This window comes from Acidovorax sp. A79 (genome assembly GCF_041154505.1).
In the GTDB taxonomy this organism is placed as follows: Bacteria; Pseudomonadota; Gammaproteobacteria; order Burkholderiales; family Burkholderiaceae_C; genus Acidovorax.
Window position 1 is genome coordinate 454,956 of sequence record NZ_AP028672.1, and the last position, 19,144, is coordinate 474,099.

Here is a 19,144-nt window from a genome sequence, read left to right on the forward strand (position 1 = left end):
ACTTGATGCTGTCGCGCAGCGGGGATCAACTGCTCTTTACGCCCCAACGGCTCGCCACCGGTCCGGTCGTACTGAATATCCGCGCCATCCGCACGATGTTGCTGGCTGTCATGGTCAGCTTGAAGTGCTGATCTACCCGCTCAAATGCCGCGGTAAACCCTCTGGCGGATGCGCCCTACGGTCTTGCCTCAACCGAAGTGCTCCTTGATGCGCTTGCGGATGGTTTGGCTGATTGCATAGCCCGCATGGCGTGTCATTCTCCCGTCGATGGCACTGCCAACTCAGAGGACAAGCGCGAACGCTACGTCACGCATCAAGAGTACCAGGAGGTCTACGAATGCGCGGGCAACCAGGTGCGGCTTTTGATGGGGCTCACCTACCGGACGTTGCAGCGCCCCGAAAGCGACATCATCCGCTGGACGCCTGTGGTGCTCGCCACGGATCCGCATTCCAAGCAGCGCGTGCTGTTCTTCGAACAAGAAAAGACCGGTCGCAAAGTGAAGATCGCGGTGACCGACAAGATCGAGGTGTTGATCCAAAAGGCACTGGGCCCGGTCCCTCGCATTGACCAGCCCCTGGTGCACAACCTCAAGGGCGAAGGCTACACCTACTCCGGCATCACCTCGATGCTCACGAAAGCCATCGAAAAGGCCAACAAGAAACGTGCGAAGAAGGAGTTGCCGCTGATGGACAGCTTCGGTTTTCGGGACCTCAAGGGCAAGGGAGCGACGGACATGTGGCTGGCCGGTACGCCCATCGAGCAGATCCAGCTTCTTTGCGGGCACGCCGACAAATCGACGACGGAAAAGTACATCAAGGCGCGCTGGAATGCGACCGCACAGCCCAACGAAATCGCAGTGCTTTGAGGTACTGGATATGAGGCACGTCTCAATCCATGTCTCATTTGATGCACAAAATACGAAAGCCCGCTATTGATAAGATAGCAGGCTTTCAATGCATAACGCGGTGTTGGTGGTAGGACGTACAAGATTCGAACTTGTGACCAACGGATTAAAAGTCTGAAATCAGTGGATTCCCCTGGATTCATTGAATCTGGCAATCATACATAAGTTGTTGATTTTTGATAGATTACAGTCCAAAATAGTCCGTTAGTGATGATTGCCATCAGAAAAAATTCTGGCAACAATCTGGCAACGGGCAACTGATCGGACTCAAAATTGGCAACGAATCTGGCAACAAAAACACCTGGTCAAGTCATTAATGAAATGCCGGTTGGCGTCTTCACGACGCTGACAAAAATTAAGCCAACAGGCGCGTTGCAAGCTCGCAAACAAGCCGCTGGCGCTGCTGTCTTCTACTGGCGCTACAGCATGGGTTCTGCCAGCGAGCGAGTGAAGATCGGTGTTTACGATCCAGCTGCCGCACCAAAGAGTCTGACGCCCACGGAGCGTGGCTACTCATATGCTGCAGCCGTCCGCGCAGCAGAGGCTCTGGCCATTGAGCATCATGAGCACAAGCAAGATGGCGGTCGCCCTGCCCTCGTTGCCGCCAAGAAAAAAGAGCGCGCCAAAGTCGAAGCGGCCAAAACCGAGGCCGAACATTTCACGCTCAAGAGTCTGCTTATTGATTACGCCAACCATTTGGAAGCACTGGGCCGCGTTGCTCACAAGGATGTGCGCAGCATCTGCAAAGTGCACATATTTGAGCCATGGCCGAAAGTGGCGACCCTGCCCGCAAACCAAGTGACTGGCGAACAGGTTGCAGACATGATGCGCCGCGCTCTGGAGCTGGGGAAAGGTCGCACTGCGAACAAGTTGCGCAGCTATGTCCGCGCCGCATATCAAATGGCCAGAGCGTCTCGGTCAAAGCCCAGTATTCCGGTGAGGTTCAAAAGTTACAACGTCACCGCCAACCCCGCAGCCGACACCGAACCGGATGAAAGCGCGAACAAAGCTGACAAGCGACCATTAACCGCAGACGAGTTGAAACTCTACTGGCGCGCTATCAAGGACGCGCCTGGATTTCGTGGCTCCGTTCTCCGGCTGCATCTTCTGACAGGCGGTCAACGCATCCAGCAATTGGTCACGCTGCGCACGGACAACGTCGCGGAAAACGTTATCACGCTTTATGACGGCAAGGGACGCCCCGGAAAACCTGCGCGACCTCATTCCGTTCCACTGATACCGCAGGCAGCAGCGGCCCTGCTTGAATGCAAACCGCAAGGCGTCTATGCGATTAGCACTGACAAAGGTGAAACCCATTTGGCGGCAACGACGCTTAGCGCGTGGGCGACAGAGGCGGCGCACGCGCTGCCAGAATTTCAAGCCAAACGCATCCGATCCGGTGTGGAGACAATCTTGGCCAGTGCTGGCGTGACTGCGGACATACGGGGTCGTCTGCAATCCCATGGCATATCTGGCGTTCAGGCGCGCCACTACGATGGGCACGACTACATTGCAGAAAAACTGCAAGCTCTTATGACGTTGTTCAACTTGCTTGAGAAGCCCACCAACTCAGACTCGAAGAAGCGCAATGGCAACCAATAAATCACCGGCGCGTGAATTTGTCGCAGATGAGGAAGATGCTGTAACCGATTCCGCTCAACTTCCCATCCCGACACCGCGCTGGACCTTTTGGCGGCAAAGTGGCACCTGCAGGCTTTGGCAAGCCGTAGTCCTCACCTTAAACGTTGAACCACCGTCCAAATCAAGACAACTAAGAGAAATGCTTTCTGCCGAGCAGCACCAAGAATTCAGGGACAGAAAGCTAATTGCGATACGGCAGTACGGAGTCCATCCGCTTTTGCCAAGTCGGGAACATCATGCAACGGGTTCTAGGATCGCAGAAAAATACGTATCACTACTGGATATGTTGGCCTTTGGGCAGGTCCAAGGCTGGACTGACATACATCACATGGCCGCAGGCCTCACAGATCGTCCGGCTAACCAATTGATTCTTCCCACAGCAGGTGGTTCGGTTGTCCACAAACTTGAGCCCGAAAAAATACCAAAAGGTGAGCGCTACACACTTGCGCGCATGGGGGCGTTGATTGAAGTAATAGAACAATGGATTGCTACTGACGGTCGAATACCGGAATCTTGCATCAGAGCAGGGAAGCTGAATTTTTCAGCCCTTGAACGACTTGCTGAAGTCGTTATCGCAGAGAAAGCGCGTGCGAATGGACTGCTTTCTTACAGTGGGTTCAACGAAGGCGTAATCCGCAAAGAATACTCAGAAGCCAAGAAGATGCTGGAAGAATACTTCCGCCAGTAGGTCTTTGGAAAAACTTGGAAAGTTCCGATGGCTGATTTGGCAAGTTCGTCATCACCTCTGGAAACTTTCCAACCTCCTGGAAAGTTAAACATCGGATAGAGAGCATCCAACGTCTACTGCGTTCCAAGCCGGCCCAAACGAGTTCTGCAGGACTCAATCAACCGCAAAGGAACCCAGAATGACACAGCAATTTCAAGAAGCACTTATCCGCAAGCGTCGCGTACTCGCGATGACCGGCTGGTCCAACTCCACCCTGTACAACCGGATCGCGGCAGGTCTGTTCAAGCCCGGCGTCAAGGTTGGCCCACGCATGGTGGCCTGGCCGCAGAGCGAAGTCGAGGCATACATCCAAGCACGCATTACCGAACGCAACGAGAAGATCGGTGGTGCAGCATGACCCGTGATTTCCACCGTCCCCTCACGCCGAAGAAGCTGAGCCAATTGGCGGAGTCCGTCACTCAAGCCTCTGCACTTGAACCAGGTCTCACAATGGTCGTGGGTCCGTATGGCGAACTGGTTCATTTTGTCTATACAGCGATCCTTAAAGAGCTGGCGCAGGGTTCGTCGCGCCTGCCCATTCCATTGCCGGAATGCTCCAGTATCGTATGCGTGCACAGCGGTCCTGCTCGGTACCTCGAACAGGTGCGTGGGCTTCACGCCAAGCTGGGCCTCATGGCACCGGCATTCAAAAAATGCCAGTCTTTTGAGCGTGTGGCTTCTTGCGCATTTGATTGGACGAATCAAGCATCCGTTTCGATCGTGGGCCGGTTGAAGGCTCTGAAGAACGGCGGCTGCGTCGTTCTGCAACAGCCGCCTGATATAAATCCCGATCTTCAAGGACTGCTTGAACTGCGCCGTGCAGCGGAGAAGTACAACGCCCGCATTATTTTGTTCTGCCCGGCAGTTGCGGATGAGGCCAAAATTTCGGGCACTCCAAACGAGCTTTTCGTTGTCACGCCGTGCGAACCAAATCCGGGCTTCGATGAAGGTTTCGTTGTTTCCTGTCCGGGGCTTGCGAGCCCTCTGAGTCCGAGCAGCGGCAAGGTGCTTTGCTGCGTTCGGCTGGGTGATGATGGTCTTGAAACCGAAATTACGCCCTACGTCGCTGATGATCTGAAGACGCGCTTGATGGCGATCCTCAAGGCCAACGAATGGAGCTTGGAACAGATTGGCAATCTTGTGGGTCTCAATAAATCGAATGTGAGTCGCAAGCTCCGCATGGTGTCTGGGACTGTGCCAGACGGCTGGGATGGTGACATGTTGGCCGAATGGCTGGAAGCCTGTGATCTCGACCCCATCGAAGAGGAAGAATCTAGCGAGGTTGATTCGGTTGACGATGATGACGCGGATGATGACGACGACGGCGAACATCAATCGGATGATTGGGCCGCAGACGATGACGAGGACGACGGCAATGACCTTGACGATCTTGATCGTGCAAAACCTGTTGCGCCAGCCAGCCGCAACGAGCGCAACACGCGCAACAAAGACGTTGTGATCCCTCGCAAGCAGCGGTAGTCATGGCGATCAAGCACGGGGTCTCTGAGTGCAAATGAGACCCCGTGCAATTGTTGTATTGGCGAGTGGTTCCAGTGACTCTAACAAGAGTGTGATTGAGCTATGTGATGTGTGAGATTTGTGACCAGTACCAGCTATACCGACAAATAGCAGTACCAACACTACTCACCAGCAGCAGCAAATCACGCCGCACCAGCACACTAAGACGCGTGGCACGCGCAGCCCGGTTTTGCGCATCTGCAGGCGGCTTTCTGCTGCACCAACCACTGACTGCAGCAACTGGCTTCACCAGCCATCTGCACTCAGAGCCAAAAACTAAAACTGTAAATAACTTGTGCATCAGCAGCATGGTGCACAGCGCCTGATCGCACTCACACGCAACAGCATGCCCACCCGGCAATAACGTTCATGCCAGTGCGTGTGCGGCGCCAGCCACATGCAGCAGATGCAGTCGATATGCCCGAGAGCTATCGGCTCCATCCATCAAGTCTAGAAAGCAGTGATATGAAAATTCGTCCCGGTTCGCAATCTACTCCCCAACCGCCCGCTGTCGATGGTCTGGCCTTCATCCTGGCTTGGTCCTATGACCGCCTTGATCAAGATACCGTGCTCCAGAAGCTGCGCAGCAGCATCAACAAGCTGATCGAATCTGGAGCGTGTGAGCGCGCCTATTTCGGCAAGTCCCGGTACCGTGAGAACTTCAACATCCTGCTTGCTGGCGGTAGCAAGGCGCTGGTGCAGATCGGTGCCGTTGACACGGTGCGCCAGAAGGGCGGCATTCGCATTGAGTGCAACCCCGCAAAGTTTGCCGATGGCGACGCCCAGCAAATCCATCGTGTTATGCGTGGTCTGATCGGTCGTCGTGAGTACAACGAGTTGATGCGTCGCCCGCTGTTAAACGTCGTTCACTTTGCTGTGGACATTTACCATGCTGCCCTGACCCGCATGCTGGTGCGCTACGACAACGCCCAGCGCATGAGCATGATGGCAAAGCGCGTTGGCAAAGGCGGCTTTATCGAGGGATACAACTTTGGCAGCGTCAGAAGTGACTACGAGACAACTGCCTACAACAAGCAGCAAGAGCTTGTTCACGCAGCGATCTTGGCGATTGCTCAGTCCAGTTCGTCCGGCTTCAACGACGACCCGCTGAAGTCAAACAAGATCAAGCAGTTGAAGCGAGTGCTAGAAGGTCCCGAGATCGTTCGCGTTGAAGTGCGCGGCAAGAAGATGCGCGGCCTGCCCCTCTGGAAGCTGCCGCAGCAGACAAACCGCTTTGCCCGCTTCCATTTTGCTGATCTTTCTGTCGCTGGAATTGACCTTGATCCACTGATCGAGAAAGCGTTTCTTGCGATGTGCCGCCAGGACGGTGTCAAAGCCGCTCTGGATGCGTTCAAGCACACCGAGCACGCGCGCAAAGTGCATGCGTTCTGGCGCAGCCATCAGGCGACGTGGTGGAAACCAGGAGAGCTGTGGCTGCAGGCATGTGATGCTCTGCGCGAGACACGGATGTTCCCGCCGGAAGCGTTCGAGTCGCCGGACAGCCATGCAGAGAAGCAGCCGGTAAAACGCCGTCGCGCGCGGTAAGTAACGCTTCGGCTGGATCGCGTTTTGAGCGCTTTTCAGCCGTCACGGCACTTACCGTACCAGCTAAGCAGAAAATTGCGCTTGCAGGTTGTTCTGGTGGCTGCAAACGGCATACCAATGCCGCATCTTTCCGCAGTCAGCGGCAATATTTTTGGCCAAAGTCCAGTAGCGTCCAGCGCAGCCAAAAAGACGATTCGGTTACATGGTGGCTGTTACCGGCGGCAAAAGAATCTTTAGTGCCTTCCCAAATTACGCGGCGCCCGCCACATTGGTAGCCGTCACCAACGACCCCTTGTTCGGGTCGTGCCAATGGCGTCTAACACCTCTACGCGCTGGGTCTTCCGCGCTCACTGCTTTAATCTGGACTGACTAAGTTATCTGAAATCGTCGTGAATCTTCTTTCCTACCGACAAGGCCAAACGCGCCTGTCCGCCGTACTGACATTGGCCCTTGCGGGTGCGTTTCTAACGACCCCGACATGGGCACGGTTTCCGCAGTTTGATAGCACTGCTTTACTAACGCCCGAGCCGACAAGCTTTGCCAAGTGCCCGCAATTCTTTGCACACAGCACTCCGCCCGCCGTAGCACCGCAACCGCAATTCCGCGAGCTTTGTTATGAGGCCTTCGCGGTGCTGCACAGCGGAACGACCAAGACACCTGTCTTCGTGGCCCAGCGCTTGAACAGCGCAATGCTCAAAGCGGCTGACGAGAAGCGGGCTAAGCGATTCTTTGCCGACGCTCGCTTGCCCAGCGGAGAGCGGGCCGAATTAGAAGACTACAAAGGTTCCGGCTACAGCCGTGGACACATGGCTCCGGCGGGAGATATGACCACGCCTACTGCTATGGCACAGAGCTTTAGCCTTGCAAACATGGTTCCTCAGAATGCGCAGCAAAACGGCGGTGCTTGGAACAAGATTGAGCAAGATACCCGGCGCTATATCCAACGCGCCAGGGGAGACGTGTATGTGATCACAGGGCCGGTGTTCACAGACGCTGGTCCACGGATTGGTCGCAACGGGGTGAAGGTGCCAACCTATCTCTACAAGTTGGTGTACGACGCTACGACCCAAAGAGCGTGGGCACACTGGCAAGAAAATCGAGAGGGCGTGACAGTAGATCGGCCAATCACATACCCTGAGCTAGTGAAGAGAACCGGTGTAGCGTTCCTGCCACTTCTGCATTCAAAGCCATAAGCGAAGCAACGTCCCGTGCCGTGACCTTGCCAACTCTACAAGAGCACCAACTGAGGTTTCGGAGTTCCTGCTTCCTCTGACGTGTACTGTTGAACCGGCATCTCAGAGAGCATGGAGTGCACCACCAAGCTACGCCGTTCGTCAGCCGGTTTGTGAAACCAGCCCATGATCGGATGGCCATCCTCATTGATGGTCAACATCGAAAACGACTCGACGATCTCGCCAGTTACTCGGTCGGTCCAACTGTCCCAAATTGCGGCCACTGTGAACGGCTCACAGTCTTGACGGTGGATGCTCCAGCGCACGGCTTTGCCGGTCTCCCAGCAGGGCTCAAAGAACCGCTCCATGGGCACCAAACACATTTGCCTGCGTCGCCATGCCGTCCGGTAGCTGGGCTTTTCCGCCACGGTCTCGGTTCGCGCGTTGTAGGTGCGTCGGCCAATGTTCCGGTCTTTAGCCCAACCTGGGATCAGGCCAAACAACCCCAGATCAACTTTCAGCCCTGAAGCAGCGCTAGCGTCAGCGCGAATGATTGGCGCCGCGTACCCAGGAAACGACTCTCTACAGTGTGGTCCCTCAGTTTTGCCTTTAGCGCTGCATGGCGCAATGGCGATCAAGCCGCGCCAGCAATGAATTCTGCTGGCCGAAGTGCGTGGAACCATTCCGCCTCAAATGCATTCATCTTCGCCTCCCTCCTGGTGACGAAAAACTCAATGTCTTGAGATCGCCATGCAGCTAGGCATTCCTGATCAATGAAGTGTCCTTGCAGCAAACGCATATTTCCTACCTCAAGTGCTGTGTAAAGCACATCTAACTCCTCAGACGGCCAGATGAATCGGTTACCGAGTTGAGAACCTTGTCCGCCATAAAGAGAAATAATTGCCCTTGCTCCGCGAGTGCGTAGCAACTCAGTTTGTCCACACCCAGCAGCGTACCCGTCAGCAAAGTACCGCGCTCTGGCGTTCCGCATATCGAGAGTCGGCAGAGGTGCAGATTCGGTACTTCTAAACAAGAGTTCCGGCCATGGCTCGCGCTGTCCTTGAAGGCCGGCCCGAAGATGCCTTAGAGCAGCCTGAACTCGGTGGGTCGCTGCGCTGGCAAAGCTGCCCCAGGCCGTGGTAAGCCCCCACCATCGCCTTAGCCATTCTTCGTCGATGAAAAGATCATCATCCGGCAATTCGTGCAGTGCAATCGCGGTAAGGGTCAGTTGCATCTGATAGGGCACTGCAGCGGGCGTGTGCGCTAAATTACTCGCAGCAAAATTCATCGCTCGTGCTATCAGCTCTACAGGTTGACTAGCAAGCTCGGGTCTATCTCGAATCCTCCTGACGAGCAGGTCTCCCGGCGCTCGCACCACATCCATGCCAAGCAGCCCCTTAAGCACGTTCAAGGTTTGCTGCTCGCTGGCAGGCTCCCATCCGGGAGGCAGTCGCCACTTAGCCCATTCGCGCTCGAAAATCTCCCGCAAGTCGAATTCGTCTCCCCAAGTCAGGGCTGCGACCATATGGAACTCGGTCATCGGCACACCCTGGCTGTTCACGCGATGGAAAGTGCGTGTCGCCAATTCAACATCATCGGTGCTGAGTGGAATGACAGGTATACGGCACCACTGCATTGCATATAACACGCCCTCTGCTATTTCCTGAAGTCTATCCACTTCCTCCGTCATTAAGCCACCTTCTTTCTCCTTCCCTCGAAAATGCTGGCGAATGGCCACTGCATCTAGGAACAGATAGAGCGGCAGGCAAGACCATGTGCCTGTTGGGTTGCCCACCACGAAATCGTCTTGTTCAAGATCGAAGTAAATCGGACTTGGAATATCATCTTCCGCCCCAGCATTTTTAACTTTTTTTGGCGTGGTTGGCGCGAGAAATGCAGCAAAAAGTGTAGTGAGCCGCTGATGACCGTCGAGCAAATAGCTAATGGTCTGCCCTTTTGCAGGGCGCGGTATTTTTACTCCTGCAATTGTCTCGAAACTAGGGAGCCGAGCTTGGGAAGTCCTCCACACTAGCAGACTGCCAATTGGAATTCCAGCTCTTAATGAGCGGAGTAGCTCCACCCGGCGCTCATCCTCCCACACAAATGGCCTCTGAAACTTGGGGACTTGAATATGGCCGGCATTAACATCTGCGAGCAGTTTCGGTAGATCGATTACCTGTGGCTGAGAGACATAACTTGGGGTTTCACTCATTTCAATTCCTATATCGCATCTTGAAGAGCGTCTGCAAGTTTATACATCTCTGCCAACACATCAGCGGGCCAAGGAAAATTTGCAGGCACATTACCAAATTCTTTAGAAATCGAAGAGCCAAATCCGCTTTGAAGGGTATTAATGTCATTCATAGGCAAAGCCGTCCAAAAACCTTGAGATCGTGCCGCCCGGGCAACTTGGTTAATGCTGGGCGGGAATATCCCGTCCCCAGCCAATCCCTTCTTGAAGTTGTAGAAATGCACCATCGTTCCTATCGAGCCGCTGAAAAGGGTGTTGCTCAAAACGTTGTTTACAGGTGTAAGCACGTTTTCAGGGAGGTAATTTTCGATAGACCGGCGCTCTAATCTATGCCACCGTTCAATAGGCAAATTGACGCAGGCAGCCTCAAACTTATGACCTTGGCAACTGTCTCCCGCCGGAGGGGACCATCCGGGAGATAGCTCCCCAGGGTGCAAGCGGTCGCTATCAAATAGGTAGAATGTACGCCATTTTGACGTTTGATCGCTCGCGGTGATTGCGATGTCATTTTGCATCGCTGATCCTCCACCCATAGCTGGAGAAATCCATCCTAAAGAACACCATTGAGAAAATGCTGGTATAGTCGCCTCAATAAAAAGCTTGTCTGACTGATCATTTTCTAGAACCAGACGAAGAGGCCGGTTGATTAACCCGTACGCGGCCTGTGCTGATACATGCCATGGTGGCGCAGATGTTATTTCGTTCGCGCCCCCAGGGGATACGTGGATGGTTAAGGAGTTGGAGCGAAACTGCGCAGAAGCAAGTCGTGTCTTAAAGTAATCAACATGCGTAGGAAGATAATTTTCGCACCATGAAAGCAGGGCATCAGGTTGTGCTATCACCGCGTGCTGCCGGTTCAAAGAGAGCAACACAAGAAAATCAACTAGAGAACGTTTCCATTCGCCATCCTCGTAAGTCCAGCTTAAGTCTTGGATATCGACGATCAAGGGATGCTCCTATACGCTTGCAGCAGTTCTCCCTTAATCTGCAAAAGATCACCGAAAGCATCGATGGGCCATCCGCCACCTATGTGTCCCTTGTCGTTTACTGGAATACGCCTTGCCACCGACACGGGATCGACGCGCCGCTCGACCCAATATAATGCAACGTCGCGGCCCAATAGTTGCTCCTTCCGTGTTGCAATTACAAGTTGGATTGCCGCAAGAAGGACCTCTGAGTGTGTTTCGATGACGATCTGTGCGCCAGCCGCGGATGCGTCCGCGATAGAAGCTGCCAGCGCGCGTTGTGCGTCAGTATGGAGATGAAGTTCTGGTTGTTCCAGACACACGATTCTTGGGCCTAAGCCATGTGCAGCGCGCGCCAACGCAACAAGTGGTGCCAAGACTTGGGTCAAGCCCTCCCCCGTGTCTACGAGATTTATTGTTCCCGTGGGGTTTCCTACAGGTGCCACGTCTAATCTGAAGAAACCCGGCGCAATGTCTGATGCACTCAACTCGAACCCGAGTTGGCGGAAAAAAGTTAAAACAAAATCGAGTGCGCGCTTTTCATTTTCAGAGCGTGCAAGGCGATCCCATTGATACAGGAATCGAGCCACCCCCTCTCCCCTTGAAGATAGACGACCAGGGGGAGATGCCATCCCCTTTTCCACCCGAGGAACCGGCGCTCGAATGCCTTGTAGCCACTGCACTTCCAGACGAAAATCGTAGCGTAGGCAATCAACATTAGCGAGCCAGATAGCCTCGTCGACGGAGGGAAGCAATCCGCTGACGCCTGAAATTTGACCCTGCCACGAGCCGTCGCCGTCGTCCTCCAGGTTCCAGTGCCTATCGCGCGTTTCAAGATGAAGGCTCTTCAACTCGCAACTTCCGGGAAGCTGTCCACCTCTGAACATCCAGGTTGCACGATGACCAGATTGCCAATTGATTGCTACTTCAACTGGATGTCTGGGGGCACTTATATGTGCAAGATCGCTCCATAGTGCTTCTTTCCCCACGGCTCCATCGAGTATCGGACCAGGGCGGTCATCCGCCATTGATTCCGCGATCCAGGGAAGCAGCCTGAGAAGTGCGCTCTTCCCTGAACTGTTTTCACCGTACAGAAGTGTGAGCGGCGATAGCTCGACAATTTGGTGATCGCGGAATCCTTTGTAGTTCCGAACCTCGAAAGAACTGATCATTGGCGGTACCTTGGCGTTTGACTGTGTGCGGCTGCTGTCTTGAACATGAGTGTACGAGTTGCATCGCTTACTTTCGATTGTCGGGCGCAGCAGCGCGGCCGCGGGCGTGATGGATGGGTGTCACCATCGGCGGCAGGACTCACACGGAGCTTCACTCGGTGTAATAGTCAAAGCAAGCTCGGAATGTTCCGCCTTGCTACGGGGCGGATGTACCTCGCCAATGTCACGTCCGACTTGTGCCCCGTCTGCTCTCGTATCTGCCACGGCTGTAAGCCTTTCTCAGCCGCGCTTGTGCAGTAGCCAGCCCGCAAACTGTGACCGCTAACCTTTTTCGCGTCTCCTCCAACGCGTTCCACCGAAGCCTTCACCACAAGCGCCACTGACTGTGCTGAAAGACCATCCCGTGAAACGCGGTCATGGCGGCTGACGGCACGGAACACAAACCCCTCTCTGATTTCAGAAACTTCCAGCCAATGGGCCAATGCACGCACTGGGCAACGCTCACCATTGGCGTGCGGAATGAACACTGTCCGGCCATGGCGTTCCTGGTCGGTCTTACTCGACGGCAAGAAAATCTCTACTCCATTAGCTAGGTAGCTCAGATGCTCCACACGTACAGCCGCAAGCTCCGACCTACGCATGGCCGACGCAAACCCAATGAGCAGCAAGGCACGATCACGTGCAGCCTTGATGGGCATCTTCTGCCTGTCGATCATCACGAGCGCCGCCAGCAGATCGTCTTTGACTATCGGCTGAACTTGCCGTTGCTTGGTGCCCAGGACTCGGCGAACGCCCTGCATCACGCGCTTGACGGTTTCGCTGCGGGCCGGGGACTCCAGATTCTTTTCGAGGTGAGCCTTGTGGATCGCGGTCAGTCTTCTTTCCAAGGTGGCGACCGACAATTTTTCCGCGCACCGGGCCAGGTATTCGGCCAGAGCCGCAGGGCTGGCTGGGACACTCCCGCCGTTGGCAAAAAAATGCTTCAGATCAGAGGCGTACGCACGCTTGGTAGCCGCTGACTGGCTGGCCGCTATGAACTGCTCGGCTATGGCCGAAAAGCCGCTCAAAACGCCCTCTGACGGTGTTTGCGGCGCGTTGTTGGATGCGGCGGTGCTGCGAGCAGACAAAGCTGCGCCAGCGCCCTCCTGCGGAGTGCGAATTTTCTTCATGGTGAGTCCTATGGACGGGTTGGAAAAACAATAAAAAACGGCCCGCGAAAGGGGCCGTTTTGGTGGTCATCTGGTAGTCGATAACTGCGTCTTATCGCTACCTTAAATCAGAGCAAATTTCCGAGAACCATAGCCGCATGGACATGCAATAAATTCACAAGCCAAAGGCATGGCAAGAGAAAATCAGACGGAGTCAAGGAAAGAAAAAGCAAGACAGCAAATGCCAGTAGCCATCGTCTCGCAATTGCAGCGAGATTTACACAATTTTCTCAGGTCTACGGCCAGCAGGCAAGATCGAAGAAAATCAAAATATATTACCTTCGCTTAGATTTTCGTCTGAAGCCCTGCATACCCCCCGTTGGTATGAGCGTGGCGCGGATACTCTGGCTAGCCCCCGCCGCAAAGTCATTCGTTTGACGATTCAATAGGGGGCGCAGTGTGTGTATGTACCACTGCTGCTCTTCTCTAAGCCTTGCATTCTCTTCGGCAAGTGTGGCTCCTTTAGCAGCCACTCGTTGCTCAAGCTCACTGATTGCTTTTTTGGCGGCATCCAGTTGTGTCCGCAGTTCGGTATTTTCTACCTCAAGATTTCCATCTGAACGAGCCCGAATAGCCTCAATCTGTTTCAGCGTCAGTCCATACACATAAGTGGGCTTGCCGCTTGGCTTTTCGCGCCAAACCTGAAATGAGTGGAATTTCTTGTCTCCCACTACAGATGCGAAATCAACGCCATCCGAATAGCCGTCAGCATCAGACTGTGAAGGTGTGTACGCTTCATGCAGAAGCTTTCCTCTGATCTGTCTTGGTTTTGCGGCCATTCCCAACTCACTTTTTACTCTTGAAGATTCTGCGTCTTCCGGTTCTCACCGACTAGGTGCTGTCTTGAAGACCGCTGTGGCGCTTCTGATGCTCGCTAGAAGTCCTCTATCTGCATCAAGCGCCAAGACAGGGTTGCTGCTGACTCATGTCTTCACTAACTTGAAGCTGATCTGGTATCGAAAAAACTGAATAGTAGGAGTCACGGCTAAGGCTCGCCGGATGCGCAAATCGTCTTCCAGCGCGATGATGACGCCGCGCACAGCCTGGTTGGGCTCTGCAAGGTCTTCCTTCACAAAGCCCATGTAGCGCAACACTTGGCCTACCACCACGTCGCTGGCCTTGCCTCTCTTCAGTTCCACAACTAAAAGTTCAGACTTGTCCTTCTTAACCGCCAGCAAATCCATCGGGCCGGTGTCAGTAGGGTATTGCTGCCCAACGGGTTCACCGTCTTCAGCATATATGTCGTAGTCCTTGCCCAGCTCGGTCTGTGCCCAGTTCCTGACTAGAAAATCTTCTAGGTGCTTCTCCATAGCGAAGGCTGCAGCATCTTCTACATCAGGGTCGGACGCGACAAGCACCGGATCGTTGAGTTGAACACCCAGCAATTTCTCAATCTCAACAGCATGGGGGGTAATCGTGCTGACCGTGCCGATTGAGCCAGTGGAGTTCTTCAACGCATCGCTCATGTCGTCACGCAGGATGGTCTGAGCTAGCCAGTTAACGCTGCGGCGATGCGGTAGGGGTTGACCCGGAACATAGAAATAGTCGCTCGCCACCTCGCCTACGAAGTAAGTGCCCGATCCATTGGGACACAGCACCATGTCTCCTTTTTGAATACCCTTAGCGACCGTCCATAGTGCGCCACAAGCAAGGCCCGCCCCAATCATCGATTTTTCAGGATGGGCATCCAAGAAAATCGGACGGTACTTTTGGTTAAAGTCTCGCCAGTTGTCGAACAAGTCGGCACTCAGGTCCTGAGCTATCTGGTAATCCGCGCCAATGAATCCCTGTTCACGGCAAAGCGCTGCATAAGCGCTTTTGGCACCAAGCATCACTCGAAAATAGTTCTTCATGTCTTCGGTCTCGATTTAGTGAGTCATAGGGGGCAGACTAGCTCAATAATCCCAGTCCTCGTGTCGGACTGGCAGGTTATTCAACTCATCCCGATAGTGCTGCCACTTGGGCATGAACAGATTCATCACCGATACAAACCGGGCGTTGTGGCTGGGCTCGATCAAGTGCGCGAGTTCATGCACCACGATGTACTCCAGGCACTCCGGTGGTTTCTTGGCCAAGTCGGTGTTCAGGCGGATGGCGCGGCTGGTGGGGTTGCAACTGCCCCACTTGGTTTTCATGCGCTGCACGAAGACTTTGGATGACTTCACGTTCATCAAGGCCTCCCACTTTTTCAGCAGCGGTGGCACGGCCGTTTTGACTTGTTCCCGGTACCAAGCGTCCAGCAGTTCTTCGCGCCGCTCTGTGGTGGTGCCGGGGCGCACTGAAAGCACGATGCGGTTGTGCTGGCGGTCAATACTGGGTGCGGCGTCGCGCTCCAACACCGTCAGCAGATAGCGCTTGCCCCACAGGTAGTGGCTCTCACGGTCGATGTAGTCGCGGGGCGATTCGCGCTCCTGTGCCTGCACTTTGCGCTGCTGCCCTTTGATCCATGGCAGCTTAGAAATAGCGAACACGCGAATGGTGTCCAGCGCCATGTGTTCTGGCGCAGAAATCCGCACCCGGCCAGTTGGTGGGTACACGCTCAAGTGCACATGCTTGATGCGTTTTCTGACCACATCGGCAGGGATGCCGCCCAAGTCGATGGTCTCAAGCATCAGTATTCCGGCTGTGCGTAGATGATCAGGAACAGGCGCTCCACTTCATCCACGTCTTTGAGCAAGTCGTACAGTGCACGCTTGATCACCAGCTCTTTGGCCTGTACGCCGCGCCAACCATCAGGTCGGGCCAGCTTGACCGCCTTGTCGATCTTCAGGACAAGCTCTACTGCCGGGTCTTCCTCACTGTCAGCACTGCCGTACGGGTCGTCTGCATCACTAACTGGGGCCACGCTAAGCACTGGCGAATTTTTGATGTTGTTGAAGACGGCCCGCTTGCCCGGTGAGTCCAGCTTGACCGGCGTGTCTTCCGCCTTGCCCGCCTGCACCTTGGTGGCAATGTCGGCGATGCGTTGCAGATACTCTTCGTACTCTATGGCCCGGTCTTTGCGCAGCTTGATGATTTCGTCCAGCAGCGCCGACATTTTTTCAAAGTAGGCCGGGTCGGTCAGGTGCTCTTTGATGATCTTGCTGCGGACGTTGTTCTCAATGGTCTCGGCAATCGCCTGCTGATTGCCTTGCATATCGGCCAGCTTCTTGGCAATGGCATCGGCAATGCCAGTCTTCACGATCAGCTCCAGCAGACCGATGCCGTCAAATGGAGAAATCTTGCGCGGCTCGCTGGCTTCGATGTACGTGTCGATCAGATGCCGCATGTCCGCCTCGAACGGCTTCAGGTCCAGCGTTTCGCCGCTGGCCTTGCGGATGATCTCGCGGATGGCGAGGTACTGGTCCAGCTTGGTCTTGATGGCTTTGGCGTCGGCTTCGCTGTACCCGGCAGGGGCCATTTCGTCGGCCACATTGGCATAGGCGCGCAGCAGCGCCACCACGCCCTTGTAGAAAGCCACGCGCTGCGGCTCATGGGTCTTCAAGTCGTCGGCAATCTCGGTATTGCCGCAGAAGTAGTGGATGTGCTCCAGCTCCCCCTTGGGTGGGAGCACCGGCTCGCACAGCAAGAACATGGCTTCCAGAGCGTTGTCCAGCCGCTCCCGGCCCAGTGTCAGCCGGTCTTGCAACATCACTTCGGGGTCGGCACCGCCCGCGCTGTGGTCGATTTCCGAGGTGTACACCGCAATGGCGTTTTCCACCTTCTTGAACAAGTCCTTGTAATCAACGATGTAGCCAAAGTCCTTGTCTTCACCATCGAGCCGGTTGGTTCGGCAGATGGCCTGGAACAAGCCGTGGTCTTGCATGGACTTGTCGATGTACAGGTACGAGCACGGCGGCGCATCAAAGCCGGTCAGCAGCTTGTCCACCACCACCAGCAAGCGCATGTTGGACGGTTGCTTGATGAAGAGCGCCTTGGCCTCATCTTCGTAGGTTTCGGTTTTGGACTTGCCTGGTTTGGCCTGCACATTGGCCAGCAGGTCGGTGTAGGTGTTGTAGATGAACTGCTTGTCAGTCTCAGTATTGGCACCGATCTCTTCCAACGTCACGTCCTTGGCCTGCGGGTTGTACGAGGTGATGACCGCGCACCGGCCTTTGAACAGCGTCTTCTGGAACAGCGTGAAGTATTTGCACGCCTCGTAGATGCTGGACGCCACCAAGATGGCATTGCCCCGTTCGCTGGACAGGCGGGGTTTGACGCTGAAGTCAAAAATAATGTCGGCCACTACCCGGTCCATACGGGCCTTGGAGCTGAGCACGTTTTGCATCGTGCCCCATTGCTTTTTTAGCTCTTGCTTTTGCCAGTCATTCAGGCCCTTGGTTTTGGCGTCAAACCACTGGTCAATCTTGTCTTGTGAACCCAGTTTCTGGTCAATGTCACGGGCCTCATACACCAAGTCCAACACCACCCCATCTTCCACCGCTTCGCTGAATTTGTAGGTGTGGATATAGCCGCCAAACACTTCCAGGCTAGTGGCCTTGTCTTTCTTGAGCAGGGGTGTGCCGGTAAAGCCGATGAACACGGCGTTCGGCATTAACGCCTTCATCACCCGGTTGAGCTTGCCCCCCTGTGTGCGGTGGCACTCATCCACAAATACGAACACCTCGCCCACCGTAGTGCTGGGCTGGGCCTGCAGGTCTTTGATGAAGGCATCAAAGTCTGCATCGGCATTCTTGGCCGTCACGCCAAACTTGTGCACCAGCGAACACAGCAGCCGGGGCGTGGCCTGACTCAGTTGGCTCATCAGGTCCCGCCCGCTGCTGGTACGGCAAATGGTCTCGCCAGCGTCGGTGAACACCCGTTCGATCTGCTTATCCAGCTCGTCACGGTCGGTGATGATCGCCACCCGCGCCTGTGGGTTGTTCTCCAGAATCCACTTGGCCAGCAGCACCATTAAGATGCTTTTACCCGCCCCCTGTGTGTGCCAGATGATGCCGCCCTTGCGCTGCTTCACATGCTCTTGCGCGGCCTTGATGCCGAAATACTGGTGCACGCGGGGCAGCTTTTTGATTCCGCTCTCAAACAGCACAAAGTCGTGCATCAACTCAATGATGCGGACCTTGTTGCACATCTTCAGCAGGTACTTGTCCAGCTTAAAACGGCTGTTGTCTGCCTCGTCTTCCTTCCAGGTCAGAAAGAACTTTGCGGGTGTGCCGATGGTGCCGTATTGCATGCCTTCGGAATCGTTGCCCGCCATGATCAACTGCACGGTGCTGAAGAACCATGCGTTGAAATCGGGCTGCTGATTCGACAAGCTTTGCCGGATTCCATCGCCAATGCTGACCCGGCTGTTTTTGAGTTCCAGCACGCCAATGGCAATGCCATTAACGTACAGCACCAAGTCGGGCCGCCGCTGCTGTTTGCCTTTGAGGGTGACTTCTTCGGCAATGGCAAAGTGGTTGTTGATGGCCTCTTTCCAGTTGATCAGGTGCACCGTTTCCGTCGCCTTGCCCGCCTCAGTCTTCACCGGCACGCCGTAGCGCAGCAACTGGTACACGGCCTGGTTGTTGCCGTACAGGCTGCGCTCGGGGTGGTTGGCTTCGGTGCGCAGCTTGTGCAGTGCCGTGCTGATCTGCTGTGGGGTGTAGCCCGCGCTGGTCAGGTACTCGGTCAGCAAGCCCTCTTCGATATTGCTGTTATCAGCGCGGTCGGCCCAGTCGCCCAGGTAGCGGTAACCCAACTCGTCGCAGAACAGTTTGACCACGCGGTTTTGCGTTGCACGCTCAGACCTGCCAATGTCGTTCATATGGATGTTTTCTCCCTCTCCGCAAAATCACTAACCAGCCACCGCCACCGGCTTGGCGATGGTGCGAATCACCCGCGCCGTGCCATCAGCGTGGGACTCGATCAACTGCCCCATTGCGAGCCTCCACCACCTTGCCGCTTATGGCCAGCGCCTGCCTGCGCGCCCGCCGCACCGCGATGTGCGCCAGCGTGGGGATGAGTGCTTCCATACGCTGCATGGATTCTTCGCTCATTGCGGTTCTTGGCGTCATGGGGCGATGCAAAAGGTATGTGATCAAAACGGCCTCTGGCGCTT

At 55.1% G+C, this 19,144-nt stretch carries 17 protein-coding genes and 1 pseudogene; 7 read left to right on the forward strand and 11 right to left on the reverse strand.

Annotated elements, in window-relative coordinates; genetic code table 11:
* Positions 1 to 25: 25 nt before the first annotated feature.
* Positions 26 to 278: pseudogene (locus ACAM51_RS02025) on the reverse strand (IS5/IS1182 family transposase); the annotation flags it as partial.
* Here ACAM51_RS02025 and ACAM51_RS02030 point away from each other — a divergent pair.
* The 7 genes from ACAM51_RS02030 to ACAM51_RS02060 all read left to right on the forward strand — a co-directional run bounded on the left by ACAM51_RS02030 (position 246) and on the right by ACAM51_RS02060 (position 7,529).
* Positions 246 to 866: a tyrosine-type recombinase/integrase gene (locus ACAM51_RS02030; protein WP_369643912.1), complete on the forward strand. Its 621-nt coding sequence runs from the start codon at positions 246 to 248 to the stop codon at positions 864 to 866. The pseudogene ACAM51_RS02025 and the gene ACAM51_RS02030 sit on opposite strands and share 33 nt — an antisense overlap.
* Positions 867 to 1,178: 312 nt before the next feature.
* Entirely contained in the window at positions 1,179 to 2,507 is a 1,329-nt protein-coding gene (locus ACAM51_RS02035) for a tyrosine-type recombinase/integrase (RefSeq protein WP_369642586.1), read from the forward strand.
* Entirely contained in the window at positions 2,494 to 3,234 is a 741-nt protein-coding gene (locus tag ACAM51_RS02040) for a hypothetical protein (protein WP_369642587.1), read from the forward strand. The genes ACAM51_RS02035 and ACAM51_RS02040 overlap by 14 nt, the downstream gene beginning before the upstream one ends.
* Positions 3,235 to 3,412: 178 nt before the next feature.
* Complete coding sequence (locus ACAM51_RS02045; RefSeq protein ID WP_369642588.1) at positions 3,413 to 3,631, forward strand: helix-turn-helix transcriptional regulator; 219 nt, start codon at positions 3,413 to 3,415, stop codon at positions 3,629 to 3,631.
* Positions 3,628 to 4,752: a hypothetical protein gene (locus ACAM51_RS02050; RefSeq protein WP_369642589.1), complete on the forward strand. Its 1,125-nt coding sequence runs from the start codon at positions 3,628 to 3,630 to the stop codon at positions 4,750 to 4,752. The genes ACAM51_RS02045 and ACAM51_RS02050 overlap by 4 nt, the downstream gene beginning before the upstream one ends.
* 504 nt (positions 4,753 to 5,256) lie before the next feature.
* On the forward strand, positions 5,257 to 6,336 hold the full coding sequence (locus ACAM51_RS02055; RefSeq protein WP_369642590.1) for a hypothetical protein: 1,080 nt from the start codon (positions 5,257 to 5,259) through the stop codon (positions 6,334 to 6,336).
* Positions 6,337 to 6,725: 389 nt separating this feature from the next.
* The gene (locus ACAM51_RS02060; protein WP_369642591.1) at positions 6,726 to 7,529 is read left to right on the forward strand and encodes a DNA/RNA non-specific endonuclease; all 804 of its coding nucleotides are present in this window, start codon (positions 6,726 to 6,728) and stop codon (positions 7,527 to 7,529) included.
* Between the two features lie 35 nt (positions 7,530 to 7,564).
* On the opposite strand, the gene ACAM51_RS02065 is transcribed toward ACAM51_RS02060, so the two are convergent.
* The 10 genes from ACAM51_RS02065 to ACAM51_RS02110 all read right to left on the reverse strand — a co-directional run bounded on the left by ACAM51_RS02065 (position 7,565) and on the right by ACAM51_RS02110 (position 19,082).
* Complete coding sequence (locus ACAM51_RS02065; RefSeq protein ID WP_369642592.1) at positions 7,565 to 8,146, reverse strand: SOS response-associated peptidase; 582 nt, start codon at positions 8,144 to 8,146, stop codon at positions 7,565 to 7,567.
* A complete protein-coding gene (locus ACAM51_RS02070; RefSeq protein WP_369642593.1) occupies positions 8,143 to 9,720 on the reverse strand; it encodes a DUF262 domain-containing protein in 1,578 nt (525 codons plus the stop codon). Before ACAM51_RS02070 ends, ACAM51_RS02065 begins: the two co-directional genes overlap by 4 nt.
* A gap of 8 nt (positions 9,721 to 9,728) precedes the next feature.
* Positions 9,729 to 10,706 carry a hypothetical protein gene (locus ACAM51_RS02075; protein WP_369642594.1) on the reverse strand — a complete coding sequence of 326 codons (978 nt, stop codon included), beginning with the start codon at positions 10,704 to 10,706 and terminating at the stop codon, positions 9,729 to 9,731.
* Positions 10,703 to 11,896, reverse strand: coding sequence for an AAA family ATPase (locus ACAM51_RS02080; protein ID WP_369642595.1), 1,194 nt, complete (start codon positions 11,894 to 11,896; stop codon positions 10,703 to 10,705). The genes ACAM51_RS02075 and ACAM51_RS02080 overlap by 4 nt, the downstream gene beginning before the upstream one ends.
* Positions 11,897 to 12,063: 167 nt before the next feature.
* Positions 12,064 to 13,065 (reverse strand): site-specific integrase, encoded by a 1,002-nt coding sequence (locus tag ACAM51_RS02085; RefSeq protein ID WP_369642596.1) that lies wholly within the window; start codon positions 13,063 to 13,065, stop codon positions 12,064 to 12,066.
* A 314-nt stretch (positions 13,066 to 13,379) separates the two neighbouring features.
* Entirely contained in the window at positions 13,380 to 13,883 is a 504-nt protein-coding gene (locus ACAM51_RS02090; protein ID WP_369642597.1) for a hypothetical protein, read from the reverse strand.
* A gap of 144 nt (positions 13,884 to 14,027) precedes the next feature.
* Positions 14,028 to 14,957, reverse strand: a complete 930-nt coding sequence (locus tag ACAM51_RS02095) for an endonuclease NucS domain-containing protein (RefSeq protein ID WP_369642598.1) — start codon at positions 14,955 to 14,957, stop codon at positions 14,028 to 14,030.
* 42 nt (positions 14,958 to 14,999) lie between these two features.
* Positions 15,000 to 15,716: a M48 family metallopeptidase gene (locus ACAM51_RS02100; protein ID WP_369642599.1), complete on the reverse strand. Its 717-nt coding sequence runs from the start codon at positions 15,714 to 15,716 to the stop codon at positions 15,000 to 15,002.
* Positions 15,716 to 18,850 carry a type I restriction endonuclease subunit R gene (locus ACAM51_RS02105; protein ID WP_369642600.1) on the reverse strand — a complete coding sequence of 1,045 codons (3,135 nt, stop codon included), beginning with the start codon at positions 18,848 to 18,850 and terminating at the stop codon, positions 15,716 to 15,718. The genes ACAM51_RS02100 and ACAM51_RS02105 overlap by 1 nt, the downstream gene beginning before the upstream one ends.
* 85 nt (positions 18,851 to 18,935) lie before the next feature.
* Complete coding sequence (locus tag ACAM51_RS02110; protein ID WP_369642601.1) at positions 18,936 to 19,082, reverse strand: hypothetical protein; 147 nt, start codon at positions 19,080 to 19,082, stop codon at positions 18,936 to 18,938.
* Positions 19,083 to 19,144: the final 62 nt, after the last annotated feature.

Bases quoted from the DNA above. Each gene is read 5' to 3' on its own strand.
- ACAM51_RS02070 (WP_369642593.1), bottom strand. From the start codon at position 9,720: ATGAGTGAAACCCCAAGTTATGTCTCTCAGCCACAGGTAATCGATCTA.
- ACAM51_RS02085 (WP_369642596.1), bottom strand. From the start codon at position 13,065: ATGAAGAAAATTCGCACTCCGCAGGAGGGCGCTGGCGCAGCTTTGTCT.
- ACAM51_RS02055 (WP_369642590.1), top strand. From the start codon at position 5,257: ATGAAAATTCGTCCCGGTTCGCAATCTACTCCCCAACCGCCCGCTGTC.
- ACAM51_RS02110 (WP_369642601.1), bottom strand. From the start codon at position 19,082: ATGAGCGAAGAATCCATGCAGCGTATGGAAGCACTCATCCCCACGCTG.
- ACAM51_RS02100 (WP_369642599.1), bottom strand. From the start codon at position 15,716: ATGCTTGAGACCATCGACTTGGGCGGCATCCCTGCCGATGTGGTCAGA.
- ACAM51_RS02095 (WP_369642598.1), bottom strand. From the start codon at position 14,957: ATGAAGAACTATTTTCGAGTGATGCTTGGTGCCAAAAGCGCTTATGCA.
- ACAM51_RS02105 (WP_369642600.1), bottom strand. From the start codon at position 18,850: ATGAACGACATTGGCAGGTCTGAGCGTGCAACGCAAAACCGCGTGGTC.
- ACAM51_RS02030 (WP_369643912.1), top strand. From the start codon at position 246: ATGGCGTGTCATTCTCCCGTCGATGGCACTGCCAACTCAGAGGACAAG.
- ACAM51_RS02050 (WP_369642589.1), top strand. From the start codon at position 3,628: ATGACCCGTGATTTCCACCGTCCCCTCACGCCGAAGAAGCTGAGCCAA.
- ACAM51_RS02080 (WP_369642595.1), bottom strand. From the start codon at position 11,896: ATGATCAGTTCTTTCGAGGTTCGGAACTACAAAGGATTCCGCGATCAC.
- ACAM51_RS02090 (WP_369642597.1), bottom strand. From the start codon at position 13,883: ATGGCCGCAAAACCAAGACAGATCAGAGGAAAGCTTCTGCATGAAGCG.
- ACAM51_RS02040 (WP_369642587.1), top strand. From the start codon at position 2,494: ATGGCAACCAATAAATCACCGGCGCGTGAATTTGTCGCAGATGAGGAA.
- ACAM51_RS02045 (WP_369642588.1), top strand. From the start codon at position 3,413: ATGACACAGCAATTTCAAGAAGCACTTATCCGCAAGCGTCGCGTACTC.